This window comes from Pseudomonas fluorescens (assembly GCF_001307155.1).
GTDB classification, from domain to species: Bacteria; Pseudomonadota; Gammaproteobacteria; order Pseudomonadales; family Pseudomonadaceae; genus Aquipseudomonas; species Aquipseudomonas helvetica.
In genome coordinates this window covers 285,268-308,526 of sequence record NZ_CP012830.1, presented here as the reverse complement: position 1 = coordinate 308,526, position 23,259 = coordinate 285,268, and the positions used below count along the sequence as shown (strand labels likewise).

The following is a 23,259-nucleotide window of genomic DNA, read 5'->3' as shown; positions in this document are numbered from 1 at the left end:
TAGCCTGCTAACGATGCAATCATTTGCTCCATAACTCTACCTATATGCGGGCGTGCCCATGATTACCCTGAAGCTCAATGGTCAAGATCATCAACTCGACGTCACCGAGGACATGCCGCTGCTCTGGGCAATCCGCGATGTGGCCGGTTACAGCGGCACCAAATTCGGTTGCGGCATGGGCCTGTGTGGCGCTTGCACGATTCATATCGACGGCGCACCCGCGCGCAGTTGCATCACGCCTATCGGTTCGGTGATCGGGCAGGACGTCAGCACCATCGACAACTTGCACAGCGATCCGGTTGGCCAGGTCGTCCAGCAAGCCTGGCTCGACACGGCAGTCGCCCAGTGCGGCTTTTGCCAGGGCGGGCAGATCATGTCGGCCACTGCATTGCTCAAGACCAACCCCAATCCCAGCGATGAACAGATCGAACAGGCGATGGTCGGCAATATCTGCCGCTGCGGCACGTACAACCGCATCAAGACCGCGATCCGCCAGGCCTCCACTCATCTGCAGGAGCGCAAGGCATGAGCCAGCTGCCGAATGATTTCGCCCTGAGTAATCTCAGTCGTCGTGGTTTTCTCAAAGGCGTGAGTGCGACGGGTGCGCTGGTGCTCGCCGCCAGTTGGGGCTGGCAGGACGCGTTCGCCGAAGAGAAGAAGTTCGGTGCCGCCGGTATGCCCAACGGCTGGATCGATGATCCCAAGGTCTACGTGAGCATTGCCGCCGACGGCAGCGTGACGGTGGTCTGCAACCGTTCGGAAATGGGCCAGGGTGTGCGCACCAGCTTGAGCATGGTGGTCGCCGATGAACTGGACGCCGATTGGGCAATGGTCAAAGTCCGGCAGGCGCCGGGAGATGAGGTGCGCTTCGGCAACCAGGATACCGACGGTTCGCGCAGCATGCGCCATTGGTACGAGCCGATGCGCCGTTGCGGTGCTGCTGCGCGAACCATGCTGGAACAAGCGGCGGCCGATCAGTGGAAAGTCCCGGTTGGCGAATGCCGCGCGCAATTGCACAAAGTTATCCACCAGCCCACCGGGCGTGAACTCGGCTACGGTGCGCTCGCCGTTGCTGCGGGGGCGCTGGCCGTGCCGGCTCGTGAAAGCCTGCGGCTCAAGCAGTCGTCGGAATTCCGTTATATCGGTAAGGAAGGGACTAAGGCTATCGATGGTGCGGACATCGTCAATGGTCGTGCGGTCTACGGTGCCGACGTGCACTTTGACGGCATGCTCTTCGCCACCGTGGCGCGGCCGGCGGTTTATGGCGGCAAGGTCAAGTCCTTCGATGCCAGCGCGGCGCTGAAGGTCCCGGGCGTGGTCAAGGTCATCCAGATTGAAAGTCGCCCATTGCCCTCGGAATTCCAGCCGTTGGGCGGGGTGGCGGTGATTGCCAGCAATACCTGGGCGGCGATCAAGGGTCGTGAGGCGTTGAAGATCGAGTGGGATGACGGTGCCAATGCCGGTTACGACTCGATTGTCTATCGCAAGGAGCTGGAAGCCGCAGCTCTGAAACCGGGCAAAGTGGTGCGCAGCACCGGCAATATCGAAGAGGCCATGAACAGCGCCGACAGCAGTCTGGAGGCGGCCTACTACTTGCCGCATCTGGCACAGTCGCCAATGGAGCCGATGGTTGCCGTTGCGCGCTTCAAGGATGGCCATTGCGAAGCCTGGGCGCCGAGTCAGGCCCCGCAAGTGACCCGCGAGCGCATCGCCGAACGCTTGGGTATCCCATTCGACAAGGTCACGGTCAACGTCACCTTGTTGGGCGGTGGTTTCGGTCGCAAGTCCAAGCCGGATTTCATTCTGGAAGCAGCGATTCTGGCCAAGGAGTTTCCCGGCAAGGCTGTGCGCGTGCAATGGACCCGTGAAGACGACATCCACTGTTCGTACTTCCATACCGTCTCGGCGGAGTACCTCAAGGCCAGCCTGAACAAGGACGGTATGCCGTCCGGCTGGTTGCACCGCACCGTGGCGCCAAGCATCACTGCGTTGTTCGCGCCAGGCATGAATCACGAAGCGGCCTTCGAGTTGGGCATGGGCTTTACCAACATGGCCTATGCGATTCCCAATGTGCGTTTGGAAAACCCTGATGCGGCGGCGCATACCCGGGTCGGTTGGTATCGCTCGGTGTCGAACATTCCTCACGGTTTCGCGATTCAGAGCTTTGTCGACGAGTTGGCACACAAGGCCGGACAAGACCCGCTGAAGTACCAGATCAAACTCTTGGGGCCGGACCGTCAGATCGATCCGCGAACCCTGAGCGAAGAGTGGAACTATGGCGAATCCCCTGAGCGTTATCCCATCGATACGGCGCGCCTGCGTGGCGTTCTGGAAACGGCGGCCAAGGGTGCCGGCTGGGGGCGTAAATTGCCCAAGGGCCGTGGTTTGGGCCTGGCGGTGCATTACAGCTTCGTCACCTATGTGGCGGCGGTCATCGAGGTTGAAGTCAAGGACGACGGTACGCTGATCGTGCATAAGGCCGACATCGCGGTCGATTGCGGTCCGCAGATCAACCCGGAGCGGATTCGCTCGCAGTTCGAAGGCGCCTGCGTGATGGGCCTGGGTAACGCGGTGCTGGGTGAAATCAGCTTCAAGGACGGCAAGGTCCAGCAGGACAACTTCCATATGTACGAAGTGGCGCGCATGTCCCTGGCGCCGAAAGAGGTGGCGGTGCATTTGGTCACGCCAGCGGGCAATGTGCCGCTGGGCGGTGTCGGTGAACCGGGCGTGCCGCCCATCGCTCCGGCGCTGTGCAATGCGATCTTCGCTGCCACCGGCAAGCGTATTCGCAGCTTGCCAGTGCGCTACCAGTTGCAAGGCTGGCAGCAGAGCAAAGCCTGATGCGTAGCGTCGAGCAGAGTCTGAAGCTGGGCGCGATCATTCTTGCGGCGGGGCAGGGCAGTCGTTATCGACACGTGGCGGGTGCCGACCAGGACAAGTTGCTGGCGATGTGCGAAGGGCGCGACGGCATTGTGCGACCGGTGATCGAGCAGGTGCTGCGCAATCTGCCGATGGGCATGGACACCCGGTTGTTGGTGACGACGCCGGATCGTCCAGAGGTTGCACTGCTGGCCCGGGCTTATGGTTGCCAGGTGCTGTTGCTGGCATCGGCGGGCATGGGCGACAGCATTGCGGCGGCGGTCGCTGCGTGCCCGGCGCTGGATGGCTGGCTCGTGGTGTTGGGCGATATGCCGTTTATCTTGCCGTCGAGTATTGAGCGGATTGTTGAGGGGATAGCGGTCGATACGATTAGCGTGCCCGTGCAGGGTGGCGAATTTGGGCATCCGGTAGGATTTGGGCGTTCGTTGGGTGCCGCGCTGATGGCGTTGTCCGGCGACCGCGGGGCCAAGCCGCTGTTTGCCTCGGCGAAAGTGGCAGAGGTGGCGGTAGAGGATCCGGGCGTGTTGTGGGATGTGGATGTGCCTGAAGCGTTGATCTTTCAGTAGGTGTCGTCTGACAGATTGCCATCGAGGGTAAGCCTTGCTCCTACAAGTCATGTGTCCTTCGCATCATCACAGGTCGACATAAAACTGTAGGGGCAAGGCTTGCCCGCGATGAACGATAACGCGGTAGGCCTGCTTCACCGCAGGCATAAAAAAGCCCCGCCTGGGTTACCAGGCGGGGCTTTTTAGTGGCTGATGGAATCAGGCGAGGGGTTTAGGCTCGTGCTCTTTTTCCAGGGCCTCAGGTTTGTGCTCTACCACTTCTTCGACGGAACGCAGGTTTTCGTCGATGGTTGGGGTGGCAGGCTCGGCAGTGACTTCAGCGGCCGGGGCAGGGGCTGCCTCGACGACTTCAGCAACAACCGGAGCAGGCTCGACAGCAGCAACCGGTGCAGCAGCGGCAGCCAGTTCGGCTTCCTTCTGCAGGCGCTCCTCTTCACGCTTGCGGCGACGCACTTCACGTGGGTCGTTTGGCGCGCGGCCACTTGGCGTCAGGGCACTGACCGGGGCGGCTTCGACAACCGGTGCAGCCACTTCGGTGACAACCGGAGCTTCAACCACCGGAGCAGGCTCGGCAACAACAGCCGGGGCTTCAGCGACTGGCGCTGGAGCTTCGACAGCTGCAGTTTCTGCAACCCAGTTGAACGCAGTTTGCTCTTCGCGAACTTCAGGCGCCTTTTCAGCAACCGGGGCTTCAGCCACAGGCTCGGCAGCGACTACTGGCTGTTCGGCAACTACAGCTGGTTCTACAGCAGCGTGAACTTCAGGCTGTGCTTCACGAGCTGGAGCTACTTCGACGGCAGGAGCGACTGGCACTTCGACCGGGGTAGTGGCTTCCACGACTGGCGCTTCAACCTGAGCCACTTCCTGAGCAGCATCTTGAGTCACGGCGGTAGCGCGTTCAGCTTGCTGATGAGCCTGGGCTTCAGCAGGAGCGCTGATCACAGTGCTGGCAACAGCGGCGGTAACGGCCAGGCCGGCAGCCAGTTCAGCGCCTGTTGGCTCTTCGCTGGTTTCGGACTCTTCCGAGCCTTCGATCACGTTGCCGTTGGCATCGCGTTGACGCTCGCGACGGTTGCTGCGACGACGCTGGCCACGGGAGCGGCGGCGTGGACGATCGCCTTCGGCGTTGTCCTGGCCATCTTCCTGCAGTTGCTCTTCGCTGGTTGGCAGCTCTTCTTCAGCAACGGCGGCAGCGGCTTGTTCGGCACGTGGTTGACGTTCTTCACGCGGTGGGCGTGGAGCGCGCTCTTCACGTGGCTGACGAGCCGGACGCTCTTCAGCAGCAGCCGTTACAGCGGCGGCAGCGGCTGGCGCGGCATCCAGAGGTTCACGCAGTTCACGAACCGGGCGCTCTTCACGCTCGCCACGTGGTTTGCGGTCTTCACGAGGGGCGCGTGGTGCGCGCTCTTCACGCGGTGGACGCGGTGCGCGTTCTTCGCGAGCGACTGCTGGAGTCTCTTCACGGGCTTCGCGTGGTTGACGCTCTTCACGAGGCTCGCGCGGTGCGCGTTCTTCACGAGGGGCGCGCTCTTCGCGTGGCTTGCGTTCTTCATCGCGGCGACCGTTACGGTTGCGGCTCTGCTGACGACCGTTACGACGCTCTTCGTTGCGTGCCGGACGCTCGGCGGCTGGTTTTTCAACCACAACCGGAGCAGCAGGCTCTTCCTTGGTGGCGAACAGGCTCACCAGCGATTTCACCAGGCCTTTGAACAGGCTTGGCTCTGGCGCTGCGACCGGAGCGGCAACCGGGGCAGCAACGACTTCGGTCGGAACCGGAGCGTTGGCGCGGGCCGGAGCGGTTTTTACGGCGGCTTCCTGGCGAACCAGGGTGCGGGTGGCGGCGGCCGGTTGAACTTCTTCCACTTCAGCAGCGGCAGCAGCGATTTCGTAGCTGGACTGGTTGATGTGGGCTTCCGGGCTGTCATCGCGCAGACGCTGAACTTCGAAGTGCGGCGTTTCGAGGTGATCGTTCGGCAGGATGACGATGCGGGCACGGGTGCGCAGTTCGATCTTGGTGATCGAGTTGCGTTTTTCGTTCAGCAGGAACGCAGCGACCGGGATCGGCACTTGTGCGCGAACTTCGGCAGTGCGGTCTTTCAGGGCTTCTTCTTCGATCAGGCGCAGGATCGCCAGCGACAGCGATTCAACGTCACGGATGATGCCGGTGCCGTTGCAGCGAGGGCAGACGATGCCGCTGCTTTCGCCCAGCGATGGGCGCAGGCGCTGACGGGACATTTCCAGCAGGCCGAAGCGCGAGATGCGACCGACTTGCACGCGAGCGCGGTCGGCTTCCAGGCATTCGCGGACTTTCTCTTCCACAGCGCGCTGGTTCTTGGCAGGGGTCATGTCGATGAAGTCGATGACGATCAGGCCGCCGATGTCGCGCAGGCGCAACTGACGGGCGATTTCTTCGGCGGCTTCAAGGTTGGTCTGCAGGGCGGTTTCTTCGATGTCGCTGCCTTTGGTGGCGCGCGCCGAGTTGATGTCGATGGACACCAGGGCTTCGGTCGGATCGATAACGATGGAGCCGCCGGAAGGCAGTTCAACGACGCGCTGGAATGCGGTCTCGATCTGGCTTTCGATCTGGAAGCGGTTGAACAGCGGAACGCTGTCTTCGTACAGTTTGATCTTGCTGGCGTACTGCGGCATCACCTGGCGGATGAAGGTCAGGGCTTCGTCCTGGGCTTCAACGCTGTCGATCAGCACTTCGCCGATATCCTGGCGCAGATAGTCGCGGATCGCACGGATGATCACGTTGCTTTCCTGGTAGATCAGGAATGGCGCGGAACGATCCAGCGAGGCTTCTTTGATGGCGGTCCACAGTTGCAGCAGGTAATCGAGGTCCCACTGCATTTCTTCGCTGCTGCGGCCAAGGCCGGCAGTGCGCACGATCAGACCCATGTCAGCCGGGGCAACCAGGCCGTTCAGGGCTTCACGCAGTTCGTTGCGCTCTTCACCTTCGATGCGACGGGAGATACCGCCGGCACGCGGGTTGTTCGGCATCAATACCAAGTAACGACCGGCCAGGCTGATGAAGGTGGTGAGGGCGGCGCCCTTGTTGCCACGTTCTTCTTTTTCGACCTGAACGATGACTTCCTGGCCTTCGCTCAGGACGTCCTTGATGTTGACGCGGCCTTCAGGGGCTTTCTTGAAGTATTCGCGGGAGATTTCTTTGAGGGGCAGGAAGCCGTGGCGCTCAGAGCCGAAATCGACAAAGGCAGCCTCAAGGCTTGGTTCGATGCGAGTAATCCGGCCTTTATAGATGTTGGCCTTCTTCTGCTCGCGTGCACCGGACTCGATGTCCAGGTCGTAGAGGCGCTGGCCATCTACCAGTGCAACACGCAACTCTTCGGGTTGAGTTGCGTTAATCAGCATTCTTTTCATGTAGTACCGTCGGTTTCCGGGCTGCCGGAAACGGCGTTCGGCACACACGACTTCTCACGGTCGGTGTCAGGTGCGTCAGGAGTGGTTGGCCACTCCAGTGTCTAGCGAGGTTCGACCAATTGGGCCGGAGTCGCGACGTACGCGTCCTGCTTGCTGTGGCTACTTAAGCACTCAGTCAGGAGGAGGAATCAACCGGCGACTGTGGACGAGATGAAGCGTCTAAATATAAGCCTAGTGCTACACAGTCCGACGGTTGTGCATCTCCACCCTACACGTATCCCTGATAATTCGGGTGCTGCCGCGCGCAGAATCCGCAGCGGGTTGGCATTTACCGTGTTCTCCAATGGGGAGTTCACGCTCATGGCTACACAAGACTGGGTGACAGCTGTTTTGCTGGTACTCAGCTTGTAACAGGCGTTGTTTCCGAAGCACTCGCTCAAGGGCTGGTTCGGGACTGACTGCACTTTGTGAACTGGCCGTAAATATCGGCGCATCAGACGAGTGGTTACTCTGTTGCTGCGCTCGCTTCAGGCCTCATGTCACCTGCGCTTGTTACAATCACAAACCTTCCAATCGTTGCGAAAGCCCCGTAGGACGGCCTCGCGTCCTGATGAATTGCGTTGGTCAGGGCCGGCAATTTGCCGTTTGTCCTCTGTCCAGGCCGCTTTTGGCGGCGTTCGCGACTATAGCAGCAATGATTAAGTGCTTCAATTCCATAAAAAATTGTTATCATTCGCGGCATGACGACTACTGCCCCCTCGACCCCAAGCGTACAACTGCTGGAGGTCTCGCCGGAATATGCCGGCCAACGTATTGATAACTTCCTTCTTGCTCGGCTCAAAGGCGTGCCCAAGACCTTGATTTACCGCATTTTGCGTAAAGGCGAAGTGCGTGTGAACAAAGGTCGGATCAAGCCCGAATACAAGCTGCAGGCGGGCGACATCGTGCGCGTGCCGCCGGTGCGTGTGCCGGAACGCGACGAGCCTGTGCCATTGGCGCAAGGGTTGTTGCAGCGACTCGAAGCCTCGATTGTCTTCGAAGACAAGGCGCTGATCGTGATCAACAAGCCTTGCGGCATCGCTGTTCACGGCGGCAGCGGCTTGAATTACGGCGTGATCGAAGCCTTTCGTCAGTTGCGTCCGGATTGCAAGGAGCTTGAGTTGGTTCACCGTCTCGATCGTGACACCTCCGGCCTGCTGATGATCGCCAAAAAACGCAGCATGCTGCGTCACTTGCACACGGCATTGCGCGGCGATGGTGTCGATAAGCGCTATATGGCGCTGGTCCGCGGTAACTGGGCTGCCTCGATCAAGCAAGTCCGTGCGCCGCTGGGCAAGAGCAATCTGCGCTCCGGCGAGCGCATGGTCGAGGTCGACGAGGAGGAGGGCAAGGAGTCCGTGACCGTGTTCAAGGTCCTGCGTCGCTTTGGCGACTTTGCCACCCTGATCGAAGCCAAACCGATCACCGGCCGGACTCACCAGATTCGCGTCCACACCTTGCACGCCGGGCACTGCATCGCTGGCGACACCAAGTACGGCGATGACGACTTCAGCAAAGAGATTCGCGATCTGGGCGGCAAGCGCCTGTTTCTCCATGCCTACATGCTGACTGTGTCGCTGCCTGATGGCGGCGAGCTCAAGCTTCAGGCGCCGGTGGATGAAATGTGGGCCAAGACCGTGGAGCGCCTGAGTGCACCCTGATTACAAGTTGCTGATTTTCGATTGGGACGGCACGTTGGCCGACTCCATTGGTCGGATTGTCGAGGCGATGCATGTGGCGTCGCAGCGATCCGGTTTTCAGTTACGTGATGATCTTGCTGTCAAAGGCATCATCGGCCTGGGGCTGCCCGAAGCAATTCGCACGCTGTATCCGGAAATTGGCGATGACGAGCTGGTGGCATTCCGTCAGCACTATGCGGATCACTACATCGCCTCGGAGGCCGTGCCTTCGCCGTTGTTTGACGGTGTTGTCGAGTCGCTTGAGGCGTTTCGTGCCGAGGGTTATCACCTGGCGGTGGCTACCGGAAAAGCGCGTCGCGGGCTGGATCGGGTGTTGAAATCCCACGGTTGGGAGGATTATTTCGATATCACTCGCGCCGCCGACGAAACCGCCAGCAAGCCGCATCCGCTGATGCTCGAACAGATTCTGGCCCATTGCGACGTCCGCCCTGAGCAGGCGTTGATGGTGGGGGATTCGTCGTTCGATCTGCAGATGGCGCGCAACGCCGGGATGGATTCGGTTGCCGTCAGCTATGGTGCTCAATCGATGGAAGCCTTGCGCGTGTTCGAACCGCGCCTGGCCATTGATCATTTTTCGCAATTGCACGCCTGGCTGGGTCAGCGGGCCAATTAGGTTTTTGTTGGGGTGGATGGAATGACCGACGAATGGAAGGCGCCAGCCAAGGCCAGTGCCGAAGATGGCGAAGACAAGAGCTGGAAGCTGCTTGAGAAAACCCTGCTTGCGGGAGTGCAGGAGCAGCGTCGCTCGCGGCGTTGGGGGATTTTTTTCAAGCTGCTGACCTTTGTTTATCTGCTCATCGCGTTGGTCCTCTTCACGCCGCTGATGGATATTGAAAAAAGCGCGACTCGCGGGTCGAGCTACACCGCGTTGATCGAAGTGACCGGGGTGATTGCCGATAAGGAATCGGCCAGTGCCGACAACATCGTTGGCGGTTTGCGCGCCGCGTTCGAAGATCCGAAGGTCAAGGGCGTCGTGCTGCGAATCAACAGTCCGGGCGGCAGTCCGGTGCAGTCGGGTTATGTCTACGATGAGATTGGTCGTCTGCGTGCCCTGCATCCGGCGATCAAGGTGTATGCAGTGATTTCCGATCTGGGGGCTTCGGGGGCGTACTACATCGCCAGCGCGGCGGACCAGATCTACGCCGACAAGGCGAGCCTGGTGGGTTCGATTGGCGTGACGGCGGCCGGTTACGGGTTTGTCGGGACCATGGAAAAACTTGGTGTCGAGCGTCGGACCTATACGTCCGGCGAGCATAAGTCGTTCCTCGATCCGTTCCAGCCGGAAAAGCCGGATGAGATCAAGTTCTGGCAGGGTGTGCTGGATACCACTCACCAGCAGTTTATCGCCAGTGTCAAAAAGGGTCGCGGCGACCGCTTGAAAGACAAAGAGCATCCGGAGTTGTTCTCCGGGCTGGTCTGGTCGGGCGAGCAGGCGCTGCCATTGGGCTTGATCGATGGTTTGGGCAGTGCCAGTTCGGTGGCGCGTGACGTAATCGGCGAGAAAGAGCTGGTCGACTTCACGATTCAAGAGTCGGCGTTCGACCGCTTCTCGAAAAAACTCGGCGCCAGCGTGGCTGAGCAGTTGGCGATGTGGATGGGCTTTCATGGGCCGGCATTGCGCTGATCGTCGCGCAATATAAAAAAAACCGGCCTGCGAGGCCGGTTTTTTTTGAGCAAAAGGTCGCAGCCTCAGGGAATCTGCACGCCTTCAGCCAGCAGCATGTCCACCAGGCGAATCAGTGGCAGGCCGACCAGGCTGGTGGCGTCGGGGCCTTCGGTGCTTTGAAACAGGCTCACACCCAATCCTTCGGCCTTGAAGCTGCCAGCGCAGTCGTAGGGCTGTTCGGCGCGTAGGTAGCGTTCAATGCGTGCCTGATCCAGTGTGCGCATGTGTACGGTGAAGGGGATGCAGTCGAGCTGGCAATGGCCGGTCTGGCTGTTGAGCACCGCCAGGCCGGTCAGGAAGGTCACGCTGGCACCGCTGGCGGCCAATAATTGATCGCGAGCCCTCTCGAACGTATGGGGTTTGCCAATAATCCGTCCGTCGAGCACCGCGACCTGGTCCGAGCCGATAATCAAATGGGCGGGATGACTGCCGGCCAGCGCCTGGGCTTTTTCGCGGGCCAGGCGTTTTACCAGTTCGATGGCTGGCTCTTCCGGTTGATGGCTTTCGTCGATATCCGGTGAGCTGCAGGTAAATGGCAGTTGCAAGCGGGTCAGTAATTCGCGGCGATAGACCGAGCTTGAAGCAAGTAATAAAGGCAGCATACGGCTCTCCAAAAGTCAGTCGCAAATTCTAGCGGGGCTTCCAAGTGACGGACAGGACTGAATTTCCTTTGACATGGCTGGGGGCATCCCTATAATGCTGCGCCTATGTTGAATGACCCGATTCCACCTCACGTTGACCCGCGCAAATTGGCTGATCGTGGCACCACCCTTCAAGGTGAAATGCTGCTGGCCGATTTGGAGAGACTCTGCGACCCGCTTTCCGACACTGTCGGTACGGTGCAGGCTAAATTCGTTTTTGAACGAGATGAACGTAAATCTGTGGTTATCCACAGTTTTATCGACACCGAAGTCAAAATGGTTTGCCAGCGTTGTCTTGAGCTGGTCACCCTGCCGATTCACAGCGAATGCAGTTATGCTGTGGTGAAGGAGGGTGCGAATACCCAGTCGTTGCCGAAAGGTTATGACGTGCTGGAACTGGGCGAAGATCCTTTGGATCTGCAGTCACTGATCGAGGAGGAGCTTCTGCTCGCCTTGCCCATTGTGCCTGCTCATCATCCGGAAGAATGCCAGCAGCCGGCGGGTCTCGATGAGCCCGAACCGAGCGAGGACGAGGTAACGCGGTCCAACCCGTTCAGTGTATTGGCGCAGTTAAAGCGTGACCCAAACGTTTAGGAGTTAATCAATTATGGCTGTTCAGCAGAACAAAAAATCCCGCTCCGCCCGTGACATGCGTCGTTCGCACGATGCTCTCGAGGCAAGCACCCTGTCCGTAGAAAAGACCACTGGTGAAGTTCACCTGCGTCACCACGTATCGCCAGAAGGCGTATACCGTGGCCGTAAAGTGATCGACAAGGGCGCTGACGAGTAATCCTTGTCCGCTCAAGTCATCGCGATTGACGCAATGGGCGGGGACTTCGGTCCCCGCAGCATTGTTCAGGCCAGCCTTGCTTGTCTGTCTGCTACGCCCTCGTTGCACCTGACCCTCGTCGGTCAACCCTCCCTTTTAGAAGAATTGATCGCCAGCCAGTCGGCTGTGGATCGCGCGCGCCTGACGATTGTGCCGGCCAGCGACGTGATTGGCATGGACGAGAAGCCTTCCCAGGCCCTGCGTGGCAAACCGGACTCCTCGATGCGGGTTGCGCTTGAGTTGTTGCGTGATGGCAAGGTTCAGGCTTGTGTCAGTGCCGGCAATACCGGTGCGCTGATGGCGTTGTCGCGTTATGTGCTCAAGACCTTGCCGGGTATCGATAGACCGGCCATGGTGGCGGCGATCCCGACGCAGCGCGGTTATTGCCAGTTGCTCGATCTGGGGGCGAATGTCGATTGCAGTGCCGAGCACCTGTTCCAGTTCGCGGTGATGGGCTCGGTGGCGGCTGAAACCTTGGGCATTGCTCGGCCGAAGGTCGCATTGCTGAACATCGGCACGGAAGACATCAAGGGCAATCAACAGGTCAAGCTGGCGGCGACGCTGCTGCAAAACGCTCGCGGGCTGAATTACATCGGCTTCGTCGAAGGTGATGGCTTGTACCGTGGCGAGGCTGACGTGGTGGTTTGCGACGGTTTTGTCGGCAATATCCTGCTCAAATCCAGCGAAGGGCTGGCGACCATGATCGCCGGGCGGATCGAGGCGTTGTTCAAGCAAAACCTGGCATCGAGAATGGTCGGGGCTCTGGCGTTGCCGCTGATGAAGCGTTTACAGGCTGATCTGGCGCCTGCGCGACATAATGGCGCAAGCTTCCTCGGTTTGCAGGGGATCGTCGTTAAAAGTCACGGTTCGGCCGGTGTACAGGGCTTCCAGAGTGCCATTCAGCGCGCCTTGATCGAGATTCAGGAGAACCTCCCGCAGCGGCTTCACGGTCGCCTCGAGGATTTGTTGCTTTAGGCATTTTCGCTCGACAATGCTTAAATGTGACCGCTCAGTTCAATTAGCCATCCAACTGTCAGTTTCTTGCGTCCAGCAGTACAGGACGTCAATTCTCCGACGACAAGATCATTAGGGGCTTGTTACATGTCTGCTTCCCTCGCATTCGTCTTTCCAGGACAGGGTTCGCAGTCCCTCGGCATGCTGGCCGAGTTGGGCGCGCAACATCCGTTGATCCTCGAAACTTTCAAAGAAGCTTCCGATGCCCTGGGTTACGACCTGTGGGCACTGACCCAGCAAGGGCCGGAAGAGCAGCTCAATCAAACCGACAAAACCCAACCGGCGATTCTCACCGCTTCGATTGCCTTGTGGCGTCTGTGGCTGGCTGAGGGCGGCGCACGTCCGGCTTACGTTGCCGGTCATAGCCTGGGTGAGTACAGCGCGCTGGTCGCGGCCGGTAGCCTGAGTCTGGGTGACGCCGTGAAGTTGGTAGAGCGTCGCGGTCAGTTGATGCAAGAAGCGGTGCCGGCCGGTCAGGGCGGTATGGCTGCCATTCTCGGTCTGGACGACGCTGATGTGCTGGCTGCCTGTGCCGAAGCGGCGCAAGGCGAAGTCGTCAGCGCGGTCAACTTCAACTCGCCAGGCCAGGTGGTAATCGCCGGTGCCAAGGCGGCTGTCGAACGCGCCATTGAAGGCTGCAAGGCGCGTGGTGCCAAGCGCGCCATGCCGCTGCCGGTCAGCGTACCGTCGCACTGTGAGCTGATGCGCCCGGCTGCCGAGCGCTTTGCCGAGTCGATCGCTGCGATCAACTGGCAGGCTCCGCAAATCCCGTTGGTGCAGAACGTCAGCGCTGATGTGGCGCCGGATCTGGAAACGCTTACGCGCGATCTGCTCGAGCAGCTTTACAAGCCGGTTCGCTGGGTTGAGTCGGTCCAGGCGCTGGCCGCCAAAGGCGCTACTCAACTGGTTGAATGCGGTCCGGGCAAAGTCCTGGCTGGCCTGAACAAGCGCTGCGCCGAAGGCGTGTCGACCTCTAACCTGAACACCCCGGATGCTTTCGCTGCTGCTCGTGCAGCGTTGGCCTGAACTTAGGAGAAGCCTGCATGAGTCTGCAAGGTAAAGTTGCACTGGTTACCGGCGCGAGCCGTGGTATTGGCCAGGCTATCGCACTGGAACTGGGTCGTCAGGGCGCTATCGTGGTGGGTACTGCGACTTCTGCTTCGGGCGCTGAGCGCATCGCGGCAACCCTGAAAGAAAACGGCATTCAAGGCACTGGCCTTGAGCTCAATGTCACCAGCGACGAGTCCGTAGCGGCCGTACTGGCGAGCATTCAGGAGCAATTCGGTGCGCCGGCGATTCTGGTGAATAATGCCGGTATCACCCGCGATAACCTGATGATGCGCATGAAAGATGACGAGTGGCATGACGTTATCGACACCAACCTGAACAGTCTGTTTCGCCTGTCCAAGGGTGTTTTGCGTGGCATGACCAAGGCGCGTTGGGGACGAATTATCAGTATTGGTTCGGTTGTGGGTGCCATGGGCAACGCAGGCCAAGTAAACTATGCAGCCGCCAAGGCAGGTCTGGAAGGTTTCAGCCGCGCTCTGGCGCGTGAAGTAGGTTCGCGCTCGATTACGGTCAACTCGGTGGCCCCTGGGTTCATCGATACCGATATGACCCGCGAACTGCCAGAAGCGCAGCGTGAAGCCTTGCAGGCGCAAATTCCGCTGGGCCGTCTGGGGCAAGCTCAAGAGATCGCGTCCGTGGTCGCTTTTCTTGCGTCGGACGGTGCGGCTTACGTTACTGGGGCTACAATCCCGGTGAACGGCGGGATGTACATGTAATTCAAATGTGACGGATTGCTTCAAAAAAATGTCATACGAGCTGTCTAAAATCCGTTATAAAGCTGCAATCTATTTATAGGCAGATGGTCGTCAGGGTTTGAGGAGTGAAGCTTTCAGTTGAAAAACTGAAAAGCCTTTCTATACACTTACCCACTGGCCAGCTGCCTGAATTTGTCCATTAGGAGTGAAAACAAGGTATGAGCACCATCGAAGAGCGCGTCAAGAAAATCGTTGCTGAGCAACTGGGCGTTAAAGAAGAAGAAGTTGTGAACACTGCTTCCTTCGTTGAAGACCTGGGTGCCGACTCCCTTGACACCGTTGAGCTGGTGATGGCTCTGGAAGAGGAATTCGAGACCGAAATTCCTGACGAAGAAGCTGAGAAGATCACTACTGTACAAGCTGCCATCGACTACGTTACTAGCCATCAGGCGTAATAGTTTGTAGCCGTTGTTAGCTGTCATGGAAAAACCGCACTGCCATCACGGCGTGCGGTTTTTTCCTTTAGGCCTGATGCAAAGTCGTCATTTGAAAAAAGGAGAGTGCTGTGTCGCGTAGACGCGTCGTAGTCACCGGTATGGGTATGTTGTCGCCACTGGGCACGGATGTGCCGAGCAGCTGGCAGGGTATTCTGGCTGGCCGCAGTGGCATTGGTCTGATCGAACACACCGACCTTTCTGCCTATTCCACCCATTTTGGCGGCTCGGTAAAGGGCTTCAATGTCGAGGAATACCTGTCGGTCAAGGAAGCTCGCAAACTCGACCTGTTCATTCAATACGGTCTGGCAGCAGGGTTTCAGGCAGTGCGTAACGCTGGCCTGGAGGTCACCGACGCCAATCGTGAACGTATCGGCGTGGCCATGGGCTCGGGTATTGGTGGTCTGACCAATATCGAAGAAACCAGCCGCACGCTGCATGATTCGGGGCCACGGCGGATTTCTCCGTTTTTCGTGCCGGGCTCGATCATCAATATGATTTCCGGTTTCCTGTCCATCCATCTGGGTACGCAGGGGCCTAACTACGCCATTTCGACAGCCTGTACCACCGGTACGCACTGTATCGGTATGGCGGCGCGCAACATTGCCTACGGCGAAGCCGACGTGATGATTGCTGGTGGTGCCGAGATGGCCGCGTGCGGTCTTGGCATGGGTGGCTTTGGTGCTGCTCGTGCGTTGTCGACCCGCAATGACGAGCCGACCCGCGCCAGCCGTCCATGGGACAAGGGCCGTGATGGCTTCGTGTTGTCCGACGGCGCCGGTGCGTTGGTGCTTGAAGAGCTGGAGCACGCCAAGGCGCGTGGTGCGACCATTTACGCCGAGCTGATCGGCTTTGGCATGAGTGGCGATGCGTACCACATGACCTCGCCGCCGGCCGATGGCGCAGGCGCTGCACGTTGCATTGTCAATGCACTGCGTGACGCCAAGCTGAACGTCGACCAGGTCCAGTACATCAACGCCCATGGTACGTCGACCTCGGCCGGCGACCTCGCCGAAGTCTGCGCGATCAAGTCGGTGTTTGGCGATCACGCCTACAAGCTGGCGGTCAGCTCGACCAAGTCCATGACCGGTCACCTGCTGGGTGCGGCGGGCGCGGTTGAAGCGATTTTCAGTGTGCTGGCAATCAACGGCCAGGTGGCGCCACCGACCATCAACCTCGATGAACCGGATGAAGGTTGCGACCTCGACTTCGTGCCACACGCGGCGCGTGATACGAAGATCGATGTGGTGCTCTCCAACTCGTTCGGTTTTGGCGGTACCAATGGCTCGCTGGTGTTCCGTCGGTTCGCTGAATGATGGAAAGCTGGGTCGACGGTCAGCCGGCTGACGCACTGTCGCTTAAAGACCGCGGCCTGGCGTACGGCGATGGTCTGTTCGAGACCATCGCCGTCAAGGGTGGGCAGCCATTGTTGCTGGATCGACATTTGAGTCGTCTGGCCGATGGCTGCTCGCGCTTGGCGATTAACGCGGATCATGCATTGATTCGCAGCGAGCTGCTGACCTACGCCGCCGCCCTTGGCGAAGGTGTGCTCAAGCTGATGCTGACCCGTGGCGATAGCCAGCGCGGTTACGCAGCCGATCCATCGGTGTCGCCGCGGCGTATTCTTCTAGGCAATCCTCCTGCGGCTTATCCTGCCGTGCACGCGCAGCAAGGTATTCGGCTGTTTCCCTGCGCTACCCGACTTTCCGAGCAGCCGCTACTGGCCGGCCTCAAGCACCTCAATCGTCTCGAACAAGTCATTGCCCGTTCCGAATGGCAGGACGGCGAGCACGCCGAAGGCTTGATGCTGGATCTTCAGGGACGGGTGATCGAGGGTGTTTTCAGTAATCTGTTCCTGGTGCGTGATGGCGCGTTGTTGACGGCTGATCTGAGTCGTTGTGGCGTCGCCGGAGTGATGCGCGCCGAACTCTTGTCCCAGGCCGAAAGGCTGGGGATTGTCATGCATGTCACTGACATCAGTCTTGATCAGCTGCAACAGGCTGATGAAGTTTTCGTCTGCAACAGCGTGTACGGCATCTGGCCGGTACGCGCTTATGTTGCACTGAGCTGGCCGGTTGGGCCGCTCACCCGTAAACTGCAAGGCATTGCCCGCGCGCTACTGGATGCTTGATTCGTGAGACGTAAATTCTTGCTGCTGCTGGAAACCGGACTGGTTCTGGCAGGGCTACTGCTGGGCGCTTCGGCCTGGAAGATCAACTCGGCGCTGGAGCAGCCACTCAAGATTACTCAGGAAGAGTTACTGGATGTACCGAACGGCGCGACACCGTCCGGGACCTTCAATCGCCTCGAAACCGATGGCGTGCTTCAGGACGCCTTTTGGCTGCGCCTGTACTGGCGCTTGAACCTTGCTGCGCAGCCGCTGCACAGCGGTGAATACCGCATGCTCCCGGGGATGAATGCACAGGGCTTGATCGGTCTTTGGCAGCGCGGTGAAGTGGTTCAGTACAGCCTGACGCTGGTCGAGGGCTGGAACTTCCATCAGGTCCGTGCGGCGCTGGCAAAAAATGACAAACTCCAACAAACCCTTGCGGGACTGAGCGACAGCGATGTGATGGACAAGCTCGGTCACGCCGGAGTGTTTCCGGAGGGTCGGTTTTTCCCGGACACCTATCGTTTTGTGCGGGGCATGACCGATGCCGAGCTGCTGGAAAAAGCGTACGAGCGCCTCGATGACGTCCTCGCAAAAGAGTGGAACAAGCGCTCCCCTGACGCACCCTATACCGAACCCTATCAGGCGCTGATCATGGCCTCGCTGGTCGAGAAGGAAACCGGTGTGCCGCAAGAGCGAGGGCAGATTGCCGGAGTGTTCGTGCGGCGCATGCAGATCGGCATGTTGCTGCAAACCGATCCGACCGTGATCTATGGCCTGGGTGATCGCTACAACGGCAAATTGACCCGCGCCCACCTGAAAGAACCGACGCCCTACAATACTTATATGATCGCTGGGTTGCCGCCGACGCCGATTGCCATGGTCGGTCGTGAAGCGATTCATGCGGCGCTGAATCCGGTGTCCGGCACCAGTTTATATTTCGTGGCACGCGGTGACGGCAGTCATGTTTTCTCCGACGACCTGGATGCCCACAACAGTGCTGTGCGCGAGTTCCAGATCAAACGGCGTGCCGATTACCGTTCCAGCCCGGCGCCGGCCAACGGGGCCGTAGCGCCTGATGCGCAGACAGCGACTCCTTCAGCGTCGCCTGACACGGCACCAGAGGCGGCACCGCAACTGCCGTCATCGCAACCGGCTCCGGCTCCAGCTGCTACTCCGGCACCGAGTGCCGATGAGCCGCAAAGCTCGCAATGACTCTGACTAAGGACTGCCCGTGACTGGCTTGTTTATTACCCTGGAAGGCCCGGAAGGCGCGGGCAAGAGCACCAATCGTGAATACCTGGCCGAGCGTCTGCGCGCCGAGGGTATCGAAGTCGTGTTGACTCGCGAGCCTGGTGGCACACCGCTGGCCGAGCGAATCCGCGACGTGCTGCTGGCTCCGGTCGATGAGGTCATGAATCCCGATACCGAGCTGTTGCTGGTGTTCGCGGCGCGCGCGCAGCATCTGTCCGAGGTCATTCGTCCGGCGCTGGCGCGAGGCGCGGTGGTCTTGTGCGACCGCTTTACCGATTCGACTTACGCCTATCAGGGCGGTGGTCGCGGATTGTCGCTTGAGCGTATCGCGACCCTGGAAACCTTCGTTCAAGGCGATCTGCGCCCGGACCTGACGCTGGTGTTCGACTTGCCGATTGAAATCGGCATGGCGCGTGCCAGCGCTCGCGGTCGGCTGGACCGGTTCGAGCTTGAGGGGCGAGTGTTTTTCGAAGCGGTGCGCAGCGCGTTCTTGAAGCGTGCCGAGGCTGATCCGGCGCGTTACCTGCTGGTGGATGCCTCGCAACCGTTGGCGCAGGTTCAGCAGTCGCTGGATGCCTTGCTGCCGCGTCTGTTGGAGCGGGCCCGTGGCTGAAGCCTATCCGTGGCAAGACAGCCTTTGGCAGCAACTGGCCGGTCGCGCCCAGCACGCCCACGCCTATTTGCTGCATGGCCCGGCCGGGATCGGCAAGCGTGCGCTGGCCGAGCGGCTGATGGCCAGTTTGCTCTGCCAGCGTCCAACCGCGGAAGGCGCCTGCGGCGAGTGCAAATCCTGCCTGTTGCTCAAGGCCGGTAGCCACCCCGATAACTACATCCTGGAACCTGAAGAAGCCGACAAGGCAATCAAGGTCGATCAGGTGCGTGATCTGGTCAGCTTCGTGGTCCAGACCGCGCAGATGGGCGGGCGCAAAGTCGTGCTGATCGAGCCCACCGAGTCGATGAACATCAACGCCGCCAACGCCTTGTTGAAAAGCCTCGAAGAACCCTCGGGCGATACCGTATTGCTGCTGGTCAGCCACCAGACCAGCCGTCTGCTGCCGACCATCAAGAGTCGCTGCGTGCAACAGGCCTGTCCGTTGCCAAGCGAAGCCATGAGCCTGCAATGGCTGGCCAAGGCCTTGCCCGATTGCACGGAAGAAGAGCGTGTCGAACTGTTGACCCTGGCCGCGGGTTCGCCGCTGGCGGCGGTCAAGCTGCAAGGGCAGGGTGTGCGTGAGCAGCGTGCGCTGGTCGTCGAGGGCGTGAAGAAGTTGCTCAAGCAGCAACAGTCGCCAACGCAGCTGGCCGAAGAGTGGAAATCCATTCCGATGTTGCAGCTGTTCGACTGGTTCTGCGACTGGTCGAGCCTGATTCTGCGTTATCAGCTGACTCAGGACGAAGCCGGGCTCGGCCTGGCGGACATGCGCAAAGTGATTCAGTACCTGGCGCAGAAAACCGCCCAGGAAAAAGTCTTGAATATTCAGGACTGGATTCTCGCCCAGCGGCAGAAAGTGATGAGCAAGGCCAACCTCAATCCAGCGTTGCTGCTGGAAGCGCTGTTGGTGCAATGGGTGTCCTTGCCTGGCCCGAAGTGAGCGTCTGCGCCTAGACTCTGATCATCAGCCATGGAGGTCAGCATGAATGAACTTGTCAGCCTGGGCCCGCGTAACGGCATCCTGTCCCTGACCATCAAGGACAAATCCGTGCTTTATGCGGCCTACATGCCGTTCATCAAGAACGGCGGTCTGTTTATCCCGACCAACAAAAGCTACAAGTTGGGCGACGAGGTATTCATGCTGCTGCACTTGATGGATGAACCGGAAAAAATTCCGGTGGCCGGTACCGTGACCTGGATTACCCCCAAAGGGGCTCAGGGGAATCGCGCTGCCGGTGTCGGCGTGCAGTTCAATGAAGGCGATGACACCGCTCGAAGCCGAATCGAAACCTACCTGGTCGGAGCCCTGAAGTCCGACCGTCCCACTCATACGATGTAGTTGCCGTCTTTTATGCTCGTAGATTCCCATTGTCACCTTGACCGTCTCGACCTCGCCGCACACGACGGCTCGCTGGATGCTGCACTTGCCGCTGCTCGTCAGCGCGGGGTAGGGCACTTTCTGTGTATCGGCGTCAGTGTCGACAACGCCAAGGACGTCAAGGCCCTCGCCGAGCGTTACGACGATGTCGATTGTTCGGTGGGCGTGCATCCACTGGATGTTCAGCCGGGCGCCGCGCCGGCGCTGGACTGGCTGCTGCAGGAACTCAATCACCCGCGGGTGGTGGCAATCGGTGAAACCGGTCTGGATTACCACTACGAGCCGGAAGCGGCCGAGTTGCAGCAGGAGTCCTTCCGTTTGCACCTGCAAGCGGCCCAGCAGACCGGCAAACCGGTGATTGTCCACACCCGTGGCGCCCGCGCCGATACGCTGGCGTTATTGCGTGAGGCAGCGTTGCCGCAGGCGGGGGTGTTGCATTGCTTCACCGAAGATTGGGACATGGCCAAGGCCGCACTGGATCTGGGTTTTTATATTTCGTTGTCGGGGATCGTGACGTTCCGTAATGCGGACGCCTTGCGCGATGTGGCCCGGCAAGTACCGGCGGACCGTCTGCTGGTGGAAACCGATTCGCCGTACCTGGCACCGATCCCTCATCGCGGCAAGCCGAACCTTCCGCAGTACGTGCGGGATGTGGCGGAGTTTCTGGCCATGTTGCGCGGCGAATCCTACGAACGCTTTGCCGAGCAAACTACGGAGAACTTCAAGCGGCTGTTTCCGTTGGCGCACGTCAAGTCGATTTGACAGGTTGAGCCGCTGGCTCAAATCGCAGGCAAAAAAAACCCGGGTTCTGGGGGGTGAATCCGGGTTAAGACCATTAGGAGTAAAACAAAGGTACGCGGTCCTTTGGTACCTTCATCGGCGCAACACTTGGGGGAGATGTCACGCCGACAGTTCAAGTATTGATCACTATTGCGCCGAGTCCAGTTTGCCCCTGCTGTTTCTTAAACAGATTTGGAATACAGGCGCTTCGCTTGGGTTCTCACTGCTTGGCGATCGACGCGACAATGGCGACAGTTTCGTCAATTACGCGCTTTTCGGTGTAGAAGTGCGGTGAAAAGCGAATGCCTGGGCCGCGTGGGATACAGACCACCTGTTCGGCTTTCAGGGCCTCATAAACGGTCTGAATATCGATGCCATCGATACTGAACGAAAGAATCCCCCCGCGCCGGGCTGGATTCAGCGGGCTATGCAGTACGACGCCGGGAATTGCGCTCAGGCCGTCCTGCAGCCATTTCACGCGCTCGGCGATCAGTGCGGCGACGTGCTCCATGCCGACTTCTTCCAATAACGACAGGCTGGCTTCCAGCGCCATCGCCCCGAGCATGTTCGGGCTGCCGCATTCAAAGCGTCGTGCACTCTTGGCCGGTTCCCATCCGGAGCGAGTGTAATCGCCCATGTGTTCGAGCATGTGCCAGCCGAACTCGTGCAGTTTCAGCTGTTCACGCAATTCGCTACGTACATAGAACACCCCCAGGCCTTCTGGCCCGAGCAGCCATTTGTGGCCGTCGGCCATGGCGAAGTCGCATTGATAGCTCTGGACGTCGAAGGGCAGGGCGCCCAGCTGCTGGATGGCGTCGATGCAAAACAGCACGTTCTGTTGTTTGCAGCCGGCACCCAGGCGTTGCAAGTCGAGGCGCAGACCGCTGGCGAATTGCACCGCGCTCACCGACATCAACCGGGTGCGCGGTCCGCAGGCTGCCAACAGGGCGCCTTCCGGGTCATCGCCGGTGAGACTGGCCTGCACCACTTCCACGCCTTGTGCCGCCAATGCTTCCCAGACAATGCGATTGGAAGGGAATTCTTCATCGCTGATGACGATCTGGTCGCCGATTTGCCATGGCAGTCCGAAGGCGACAAAAGACAATGCTTCAGAAGTATTTTTGACCAGCGCCACATCATCCGTCGACGGTGCATTAAGCAGGCGCATCAGCCGTTCACGCAGGCGTTGTTCCAGGTCCATCCAGTCCGAATAGTCCCGTGCGCCCAGTAAAACGTTCTCTTGAGCGAAGCGTGTCACCGCCATGGCGGCGCGATTTGGCCAGGGTGCAACGGCTGCATGATTCAAATAACGCAGGCCTGGAGCCTGTACAAATTCATCAAGAAACATAGTCATGGTCGGATGATCCGTGCAATTTGGCGCAAGTTAGGCATAATACGCGGCTTCGTATTTTGACCCCTACAGACCTTTTCTTATGCATAAAGAACCTCGTAAGGTCCGTGAGTTTCGTCGCCGCGAGCAAGAAATTCTCGACACCGCGCTCAAGCTGTTCCTCGAACAAGGTGAAGACAGTGTCACCGTCGAGATGATCGCTGATGCCGTGGGTATCGGCAAAGGCACCATCTACAAGCACTTCAAGTCCAAGGCGGAGATCTATCTGCGCCTGATGCTCGATTACGAGCGTGACCTGAACGAGCTGCTGCACTCTGCCGATGTCGATAAGGATAAGGAAGCCCTGTCCCGGGCCTATTTCGAATTCCGCATGCGCGATCCGCAACGTTACCGGTTGTTCGATCGCCTGGAAGAGAAGGTGGTCAAGGGCAATCAGGTGCCGGAGATGGTCGAGGAGTTGCACAAGATTCGCGCCTCCAACTTCGAACGCCTGACCTTGTTGATCAAGGGCCGCATCAGCGAAGGCAAGCTTGAAGACGTGCCGCCGTACTTCCACTACTGCGCTTCCTGGGCGCTGGTGCACGGCGCTGTTGCGCTGTATCACTCGCCGTTCTGGAGCAACGTGCTGGAAGATCAGGAAGGTTTCTTCCAGTTCCTGATGGACATCGGCGTGCGCATGGGCAACAAGCGCAAGCGCGATACCGACACGCCGAGCAGCTGAACCATTCAGATGCCTTATTGCGCCATGTTTTCTCTGT

General features: G+C 59.4%; 23 protein-coding genes. 20 read left to right on the top strand and 3 right to left on the bottom strand.

Translation table 11 applies throughout. From position 1 onward, the window contains the following. Positions 1–58: 58 nt before the first annotated feature. The 3 genes from AO353_RS01425 to AO353_RS01415 are packed head-to-tail and all read left to right on the top strand — an operon-like array spanning position 59 to position 3,446. Positions 59–529 (top strand): (2Fe-2S)-binding protein, encoded by a 471-nt coding sequence (locus AO353_RS01425; protein ID WP_054593356.1) that lies wholly within the window; start codon positions 59–61, stop codon positions 527–529. Beyond that, positions 526–2,841, top strand: coding sequence for a xanthine dehydrogenase family protein molybdopterin-binding subunit (locus AO353_RS01420; protein WP_054593355.1), 2,316 nt, complete (start codon positions 526–528; stop codon positions 2,839–2,841). The genes AO353_RS01425 and AO353_RS01420 overlap by 4 nt, the downstream gene beginning before the upstream one ends. Continuing rightward, positions 2,841–3,446 carry a nucleotidyltransferase family protein gene (locus AO353_RS01415; RefSeq protein WP_054593354.1) on the top strand — a complete coding sequence of 202 codons (606 nt, stop codon included), beginning with the start codon at positions 2,841–2,843 and terminating at the stop codon, positions 3,444–3,446. Before AO353_RS01420 ends, AO353_RS01415 begins: the two co-directional genes overlap by 1 nt. Before the next feature lie 198 nt (positions 3,447–3,644). On the opposite strand, the gene rne is transcribed toward AO353_RS01415, so the two are convergent. Continuing rightward, the gene (rne, locus tag AO353_RS01410; protein ID WP_054593353.1) at positions 3,645–6,830 is read right to left on the bottom strand and encodes a ribonuclease E; all 3,186 of its coding nucleotides are present in this window, start codon (positions 6,828–6,830) and stop codon (positions 3,645–3,647) included. Between the two features lie 740 nt (positions 6,831–7,570). Here rne and rluC point away from each other — a divergent pair. The 3 genes from rluC to AO353_RS01395 are packed head-to-tail and all read left to right on the top strand — an operon-like array spanning position 7,571 to position 10,193. Further along, complete coding sequence (gene rluC / locus AO353_RS01405; protein ID WP_054593352.1) at positions 7,571–8,530, top strand: 23S rRNA pseudouridine(955/2504/2580) synthase RluC; 960 nt, start codon at positions 7,571–7,573, stop codon at positions 8,528–8,530. Continuing rightward, positions 8,520–9,182 (top strand): HAD-IA family hydrolase, encoded by a 663-nt coding sequence (locus AO353_RS01400; protein ID WP_054593351.1) that lies wholly within the window; start codon positions 8,520–8,522, stop codon positions 9,180–9,182. The genes rluC and AO353_RS01400 overlap by 11 nt, the downstream gene beginning before the upstream one ends. A gap of 21 nt (positions 9,183–9,203) precedes the next feature. After that, entirely contained in the window at positions 9,204–10,193 is a 990-nt protein-coding gene (locus AO353_RS01395) for a S49 family peptidase (RefSeq protein WP_054593350.1), read from the top strand. Positions 10,194–10,258: 65 nt separating this feature from the next. Here the strand turns inward: AO353_RS01395 and AO353_RS01390 are convergent, their stop codons facing one another. Continuing rightward, positions 10,259–10,837 (bottom strand): Maf family protein, encoded by a 579-nt coding sequence (locus tag AO353_RS01390; RefSeq protein ID WP_054593349.1) that lies wholly within the window; start codon positions 10,835–10,837, stop codon positions 10,259–10,261. Positions 10,838–10,942: 105 nt separating this feature from the next. Between AO353_RS01390 and AO353_RS01385 the strand changes: the two genes are divergently transcribed. The 13 genes from AO353_RS01385 (at position 10,943) to AO353_RS01325 (ending at position 21,132) form a co-directional block, all read left to right on the top strand. Then, complete coding sequence (locus AO353_RS01385; protein ID WP_008152342.1) at positions 10,943–11,470, top strand: YceD family protein; 528 nt, start codon at positions 10,943–10,945, stop codon at positions 11,468–11,470. Between the two features lie 13 nt (positions 11,471–11,483). Then, positions 11,484–11,666 (top strand): 50S ribosomal protein L32, encoded by a 183-nt coding sequence (rpmF, locus tag AO353_RS01380; protein ID WP_003179396.1) that lies wholly within the window; start codon positions 11,484–11,486, stop codon positions 11,664–11,666. 3 nt (positions 11,667–11,669) lie between these two features. After that, positions 11,670–12,680 carry a phosphate acyltransferase PlsX gene (plsX, locus tag AO353_RS01375; RefSeq protein ID WP_081013687.1) on the top strand — a complete coding sequence of 337 codons (1,011 nt, stop codon included), beginning with the start codon at positions 11,670–11,672 and terminating at the stop codon, positions 12,678–12,680. Between the two features lie 126 nt (positions 12,681–12,806). Next, complete coding sequence (gene fabD, locus AO353_RS01370) at positions 12,807–13,745, top strand: ACP S-malonyltransferase (RefSeq protein WP_054593347.1); 939 nt, start codon at positions 12,807–12,809, stop codon at positions 13,743–13,745. 17 nt (positions 13,746–13,762) lie between these two features. Beyond that, positions 13,763–14,503 (top strand): 3-oxoacyl-ACP reductase FabG, encoded by a 741-nt coding sequence (gene fabG, locus AO353_RS01365; RefSeq protein ID WP_054593346.1) that lies wholly within the window; start codon positions 13,763–13,765, stop codon positions 14,501–14,503. A gap of 197 nt (positions 14,504–14,700) precedes the next feature. Continuing rightward, positions 14,701–14,937: an acyl carrier protein gene (gene acpP, locus AO353_RS01360; protein ID WP_003175607.1), complete on the top strand. Its 237-nt coding sequence runs from the start codon at positions 14,701–14,703 to the stop codon at positions 14,935–14,937. Positions 14,938–15,047: 110 nt separating this feature from the next. Beyond that, positions 15,048–16,292, top strand: a complete 1,245-nt coding sequence (fabF, locus tag AO353_RS01355) for a beta-ketoacyl-ACP synthase II (protein WP_054593345.1) — start codon at positions 15,048–15,050, stop codon at positions 16,290–16,292. Beyond that, positions 16,292–17,107 (top strand): aminodeoxychorismate lyase, encoded by an 816-nt coding sequence (pabC, locus tag AO353_RS01350; protein WP_054593344.1) that lies wholly within the window; start codon positions 16,292–16,294, stop codon positions 17,105–17,107. The genes fabF and pabC overlap by 1 nt, the downstream gene beginning before the upstream one ends. Before the next feature lie 3 nt (positions 17,108–17,110). Further along, positions 17,111–18,301, top strand: a complete 1,191-nt coding sequence (gene mltG / locus AO353_RS01345; RefSeq protein WP_054593343.1) for an endolytic transglycosylase MltG — start codon at positions 17,111–17,113, stop codon at positions 18,299–18,301. 19 nt (positions 18,302–18,320) lie between these two features. After that, positions 18,321–18,953, top strand: coding sequence for a dTMP kinase (gene tmk, locus AO353_RS01340; protein WP_054593342.1), 633 nt, complete (start codon positions 18,321–18,323; stop codon positions 18,951–18,953). Further along, positions 18,946–19,932, top strand: a complete 987-nt coding sequence (locus AO353_RS01335) for a DNA polymerase III subunit delta' (RefSeq protein ID WP_054593341.1) — start codon at positions 18,946–18,948, stop codon at positions 19,930–19,932. The genes tmk and AO353_RS01335 overlap by 8 nt, the downstream gene beginning before the upstream one ends. Before the next feature lie 42 nt (positions 19,933–19,974). Continuing rightward, positions 19,975–20,331 (top strand): PilZ domain-containing protein, encoded by a 357-nt coding sequence (locus tag AO353_RS01330; RefSeq protein ID WP_054593340.1) that lies wholly within the window; start codon positions 19,975–19,977, stop codon positions 20,329–20,331. A gap of 12 nt (positions 20,332–20,343) precedes the next feature. Beyond that, positions 20,344–21,132, top strand: coding sequence for a TatD family hydrolase (locus AO353_RS01325; RefSeq protein WP_054593339.1), 789 nt, complete (start codon positions 20,344–20,346; stop codon positions 21,130–21,132). 238 nt (positions 21,133–21,370) lie between these two features. Here the strand turns inward: AO353_RS01325 and AO353_RS01320 are convergent, their stop codons facing one another. Beyond that, positions 21,371–22,504: an aminotransferase class V-fold PLP-dependent enzyme gene (locus AO353_RS01320; protein ID WP_054593338.1), complete on the bottom strand. Its 1,134-nt coding sequence runs from the start codon at positions 22,502–22,504 to the stop codon at positions 21,371–21,373. Positions 22,505–22,583: 79 nt separating this feature from the next. On the opposite strand from AO353_RS01320, the gene AO353_RS01315 reads away from it, so the two are divergent. After that, entirely contained in the window at positions 22,584–23,222 is a 639-nt protein-coding gene (locus AO353_RS01315; protein WP_019689364.1) for a TetR/AcrR family transcriptional regulator, read from the top strand. Positions 23,223–23,259: the final 37 nt, after the last annotated feature.

Bases quoted from the DNA above. Each gene is read 5' to 3' on its own strand.
- AO353_RS01425 (WP_054593356.1), top strand. From the start codon at position 59: ATGATTACCCTGAAGCTCAATGGTCAAGATCATCAACTCGACGTCACC.
- AO353_RS01420 (WP_054593355.1), top strand. From the start codon at position 526: ATGAGCCAGCTGCCGAATGATTTCGCCCTGAGTAATCTCAGTCGTCGT.
- AO353_RS01415 (WP_054593354.1), top strand. From the start codon at position 2,841: ATGCGTAGCGTCGAGCAGAGTCTGAAGCTGGGCGCGATCATTCTTGCG.
- rne (WP_054593353.1), bottom strand. From the start codon at position 6,830: ATGAAAAGAATGCTGATTAACGCAACTCAACCCGAAGAGTTGCGTGTT.
- rluC (WP_054593352.1), top strand. From the start codon at position 7,571: ATGACGACTACTGCCCCCTCGACCCCAAGCGTACAACTGCTGGAGGTC.
- AO353_RS01395 (WP_054593350.1), top strand. From the start codon at position 9,204: ATGACCGACGAATGGAAGGCGCCAGCCAAGGCCAGTGCCGAAGATGGC.
- AO353_RS01390 (WP_054593349.1), bottom strand. From the start codon at position 10,837: ATGCTGCCTTTATTACTTGCTTCAAGCTCGGTCTATCGCCGCGAATTA.
- AO353_RS01385 (WP_008152342.1), top strand. From the start codon at position 10,943: ATGTTGAATGACCCGATTCCACCTCACGTTGACCCGCGCAAATTGGCT.
- rpmF (WP_003179396.1), top strand. From the start codon at position 11,484: ATGGCTGTTCAGCAGAACAAAAAATCCCGCTCCGCCCGTGACATGCGT.
- fabD (WP_054593347.1), top strand. From the start codon at position 12,807: ATGTCTGCTTCCCTCGCATTCGTCTTTCCAGGACAGGGTTCGCAGTCC.
- fabG (WP_054593346.1), top strand. From the start codon at position 13,763: ATGAGTCTGCAAGGTAAAGTTGCACTGGTTACCGGCGCGAGCCGTGGT.
- acpP (WP_003175607.1), top strand. From the start codon at position 14,701: ATGAGCACCATCGAAGAGCGCGTCAAGAAAATCGTTGCTGAGCAACTG.
- pabC (WP_054593344.1), top strand. From the start codon at position 16,292: ATGGAAAGCTGGGTCGACGGTCAGCCGGCTGACGCACTGTCGCTTAAA.
- AO353_RS01330 (WP_054593340.1), top strand. From the start codon at position 19,975: ATGAATGAACTTGTCAGCCTGGGCCCGCGTAACGGCATCCTGTCCCTG.
- AO353_RS01325 (WP_054593339.1), top strand. From the start codon at position 20,344: ATGCTCGTAGATTCCCATTGTCACCTTGACCGTCTCGACCTCGCCGCA.
- AO353_RS01320 (WP_054593338.1), bottom strand. From the start codon at position 22,504: ATGACTATGTTTCTTGATGAATTTGTACAGGCTCCAGGCCTGCGTTAT.
- AO353_RS01315 (WP_019689364.1), top strand. From the start codon at position 22,584: ATGCATAAAGAACCTCGTAAGGTCCGTGAGTTTCGTCGCCGCGAGCAA.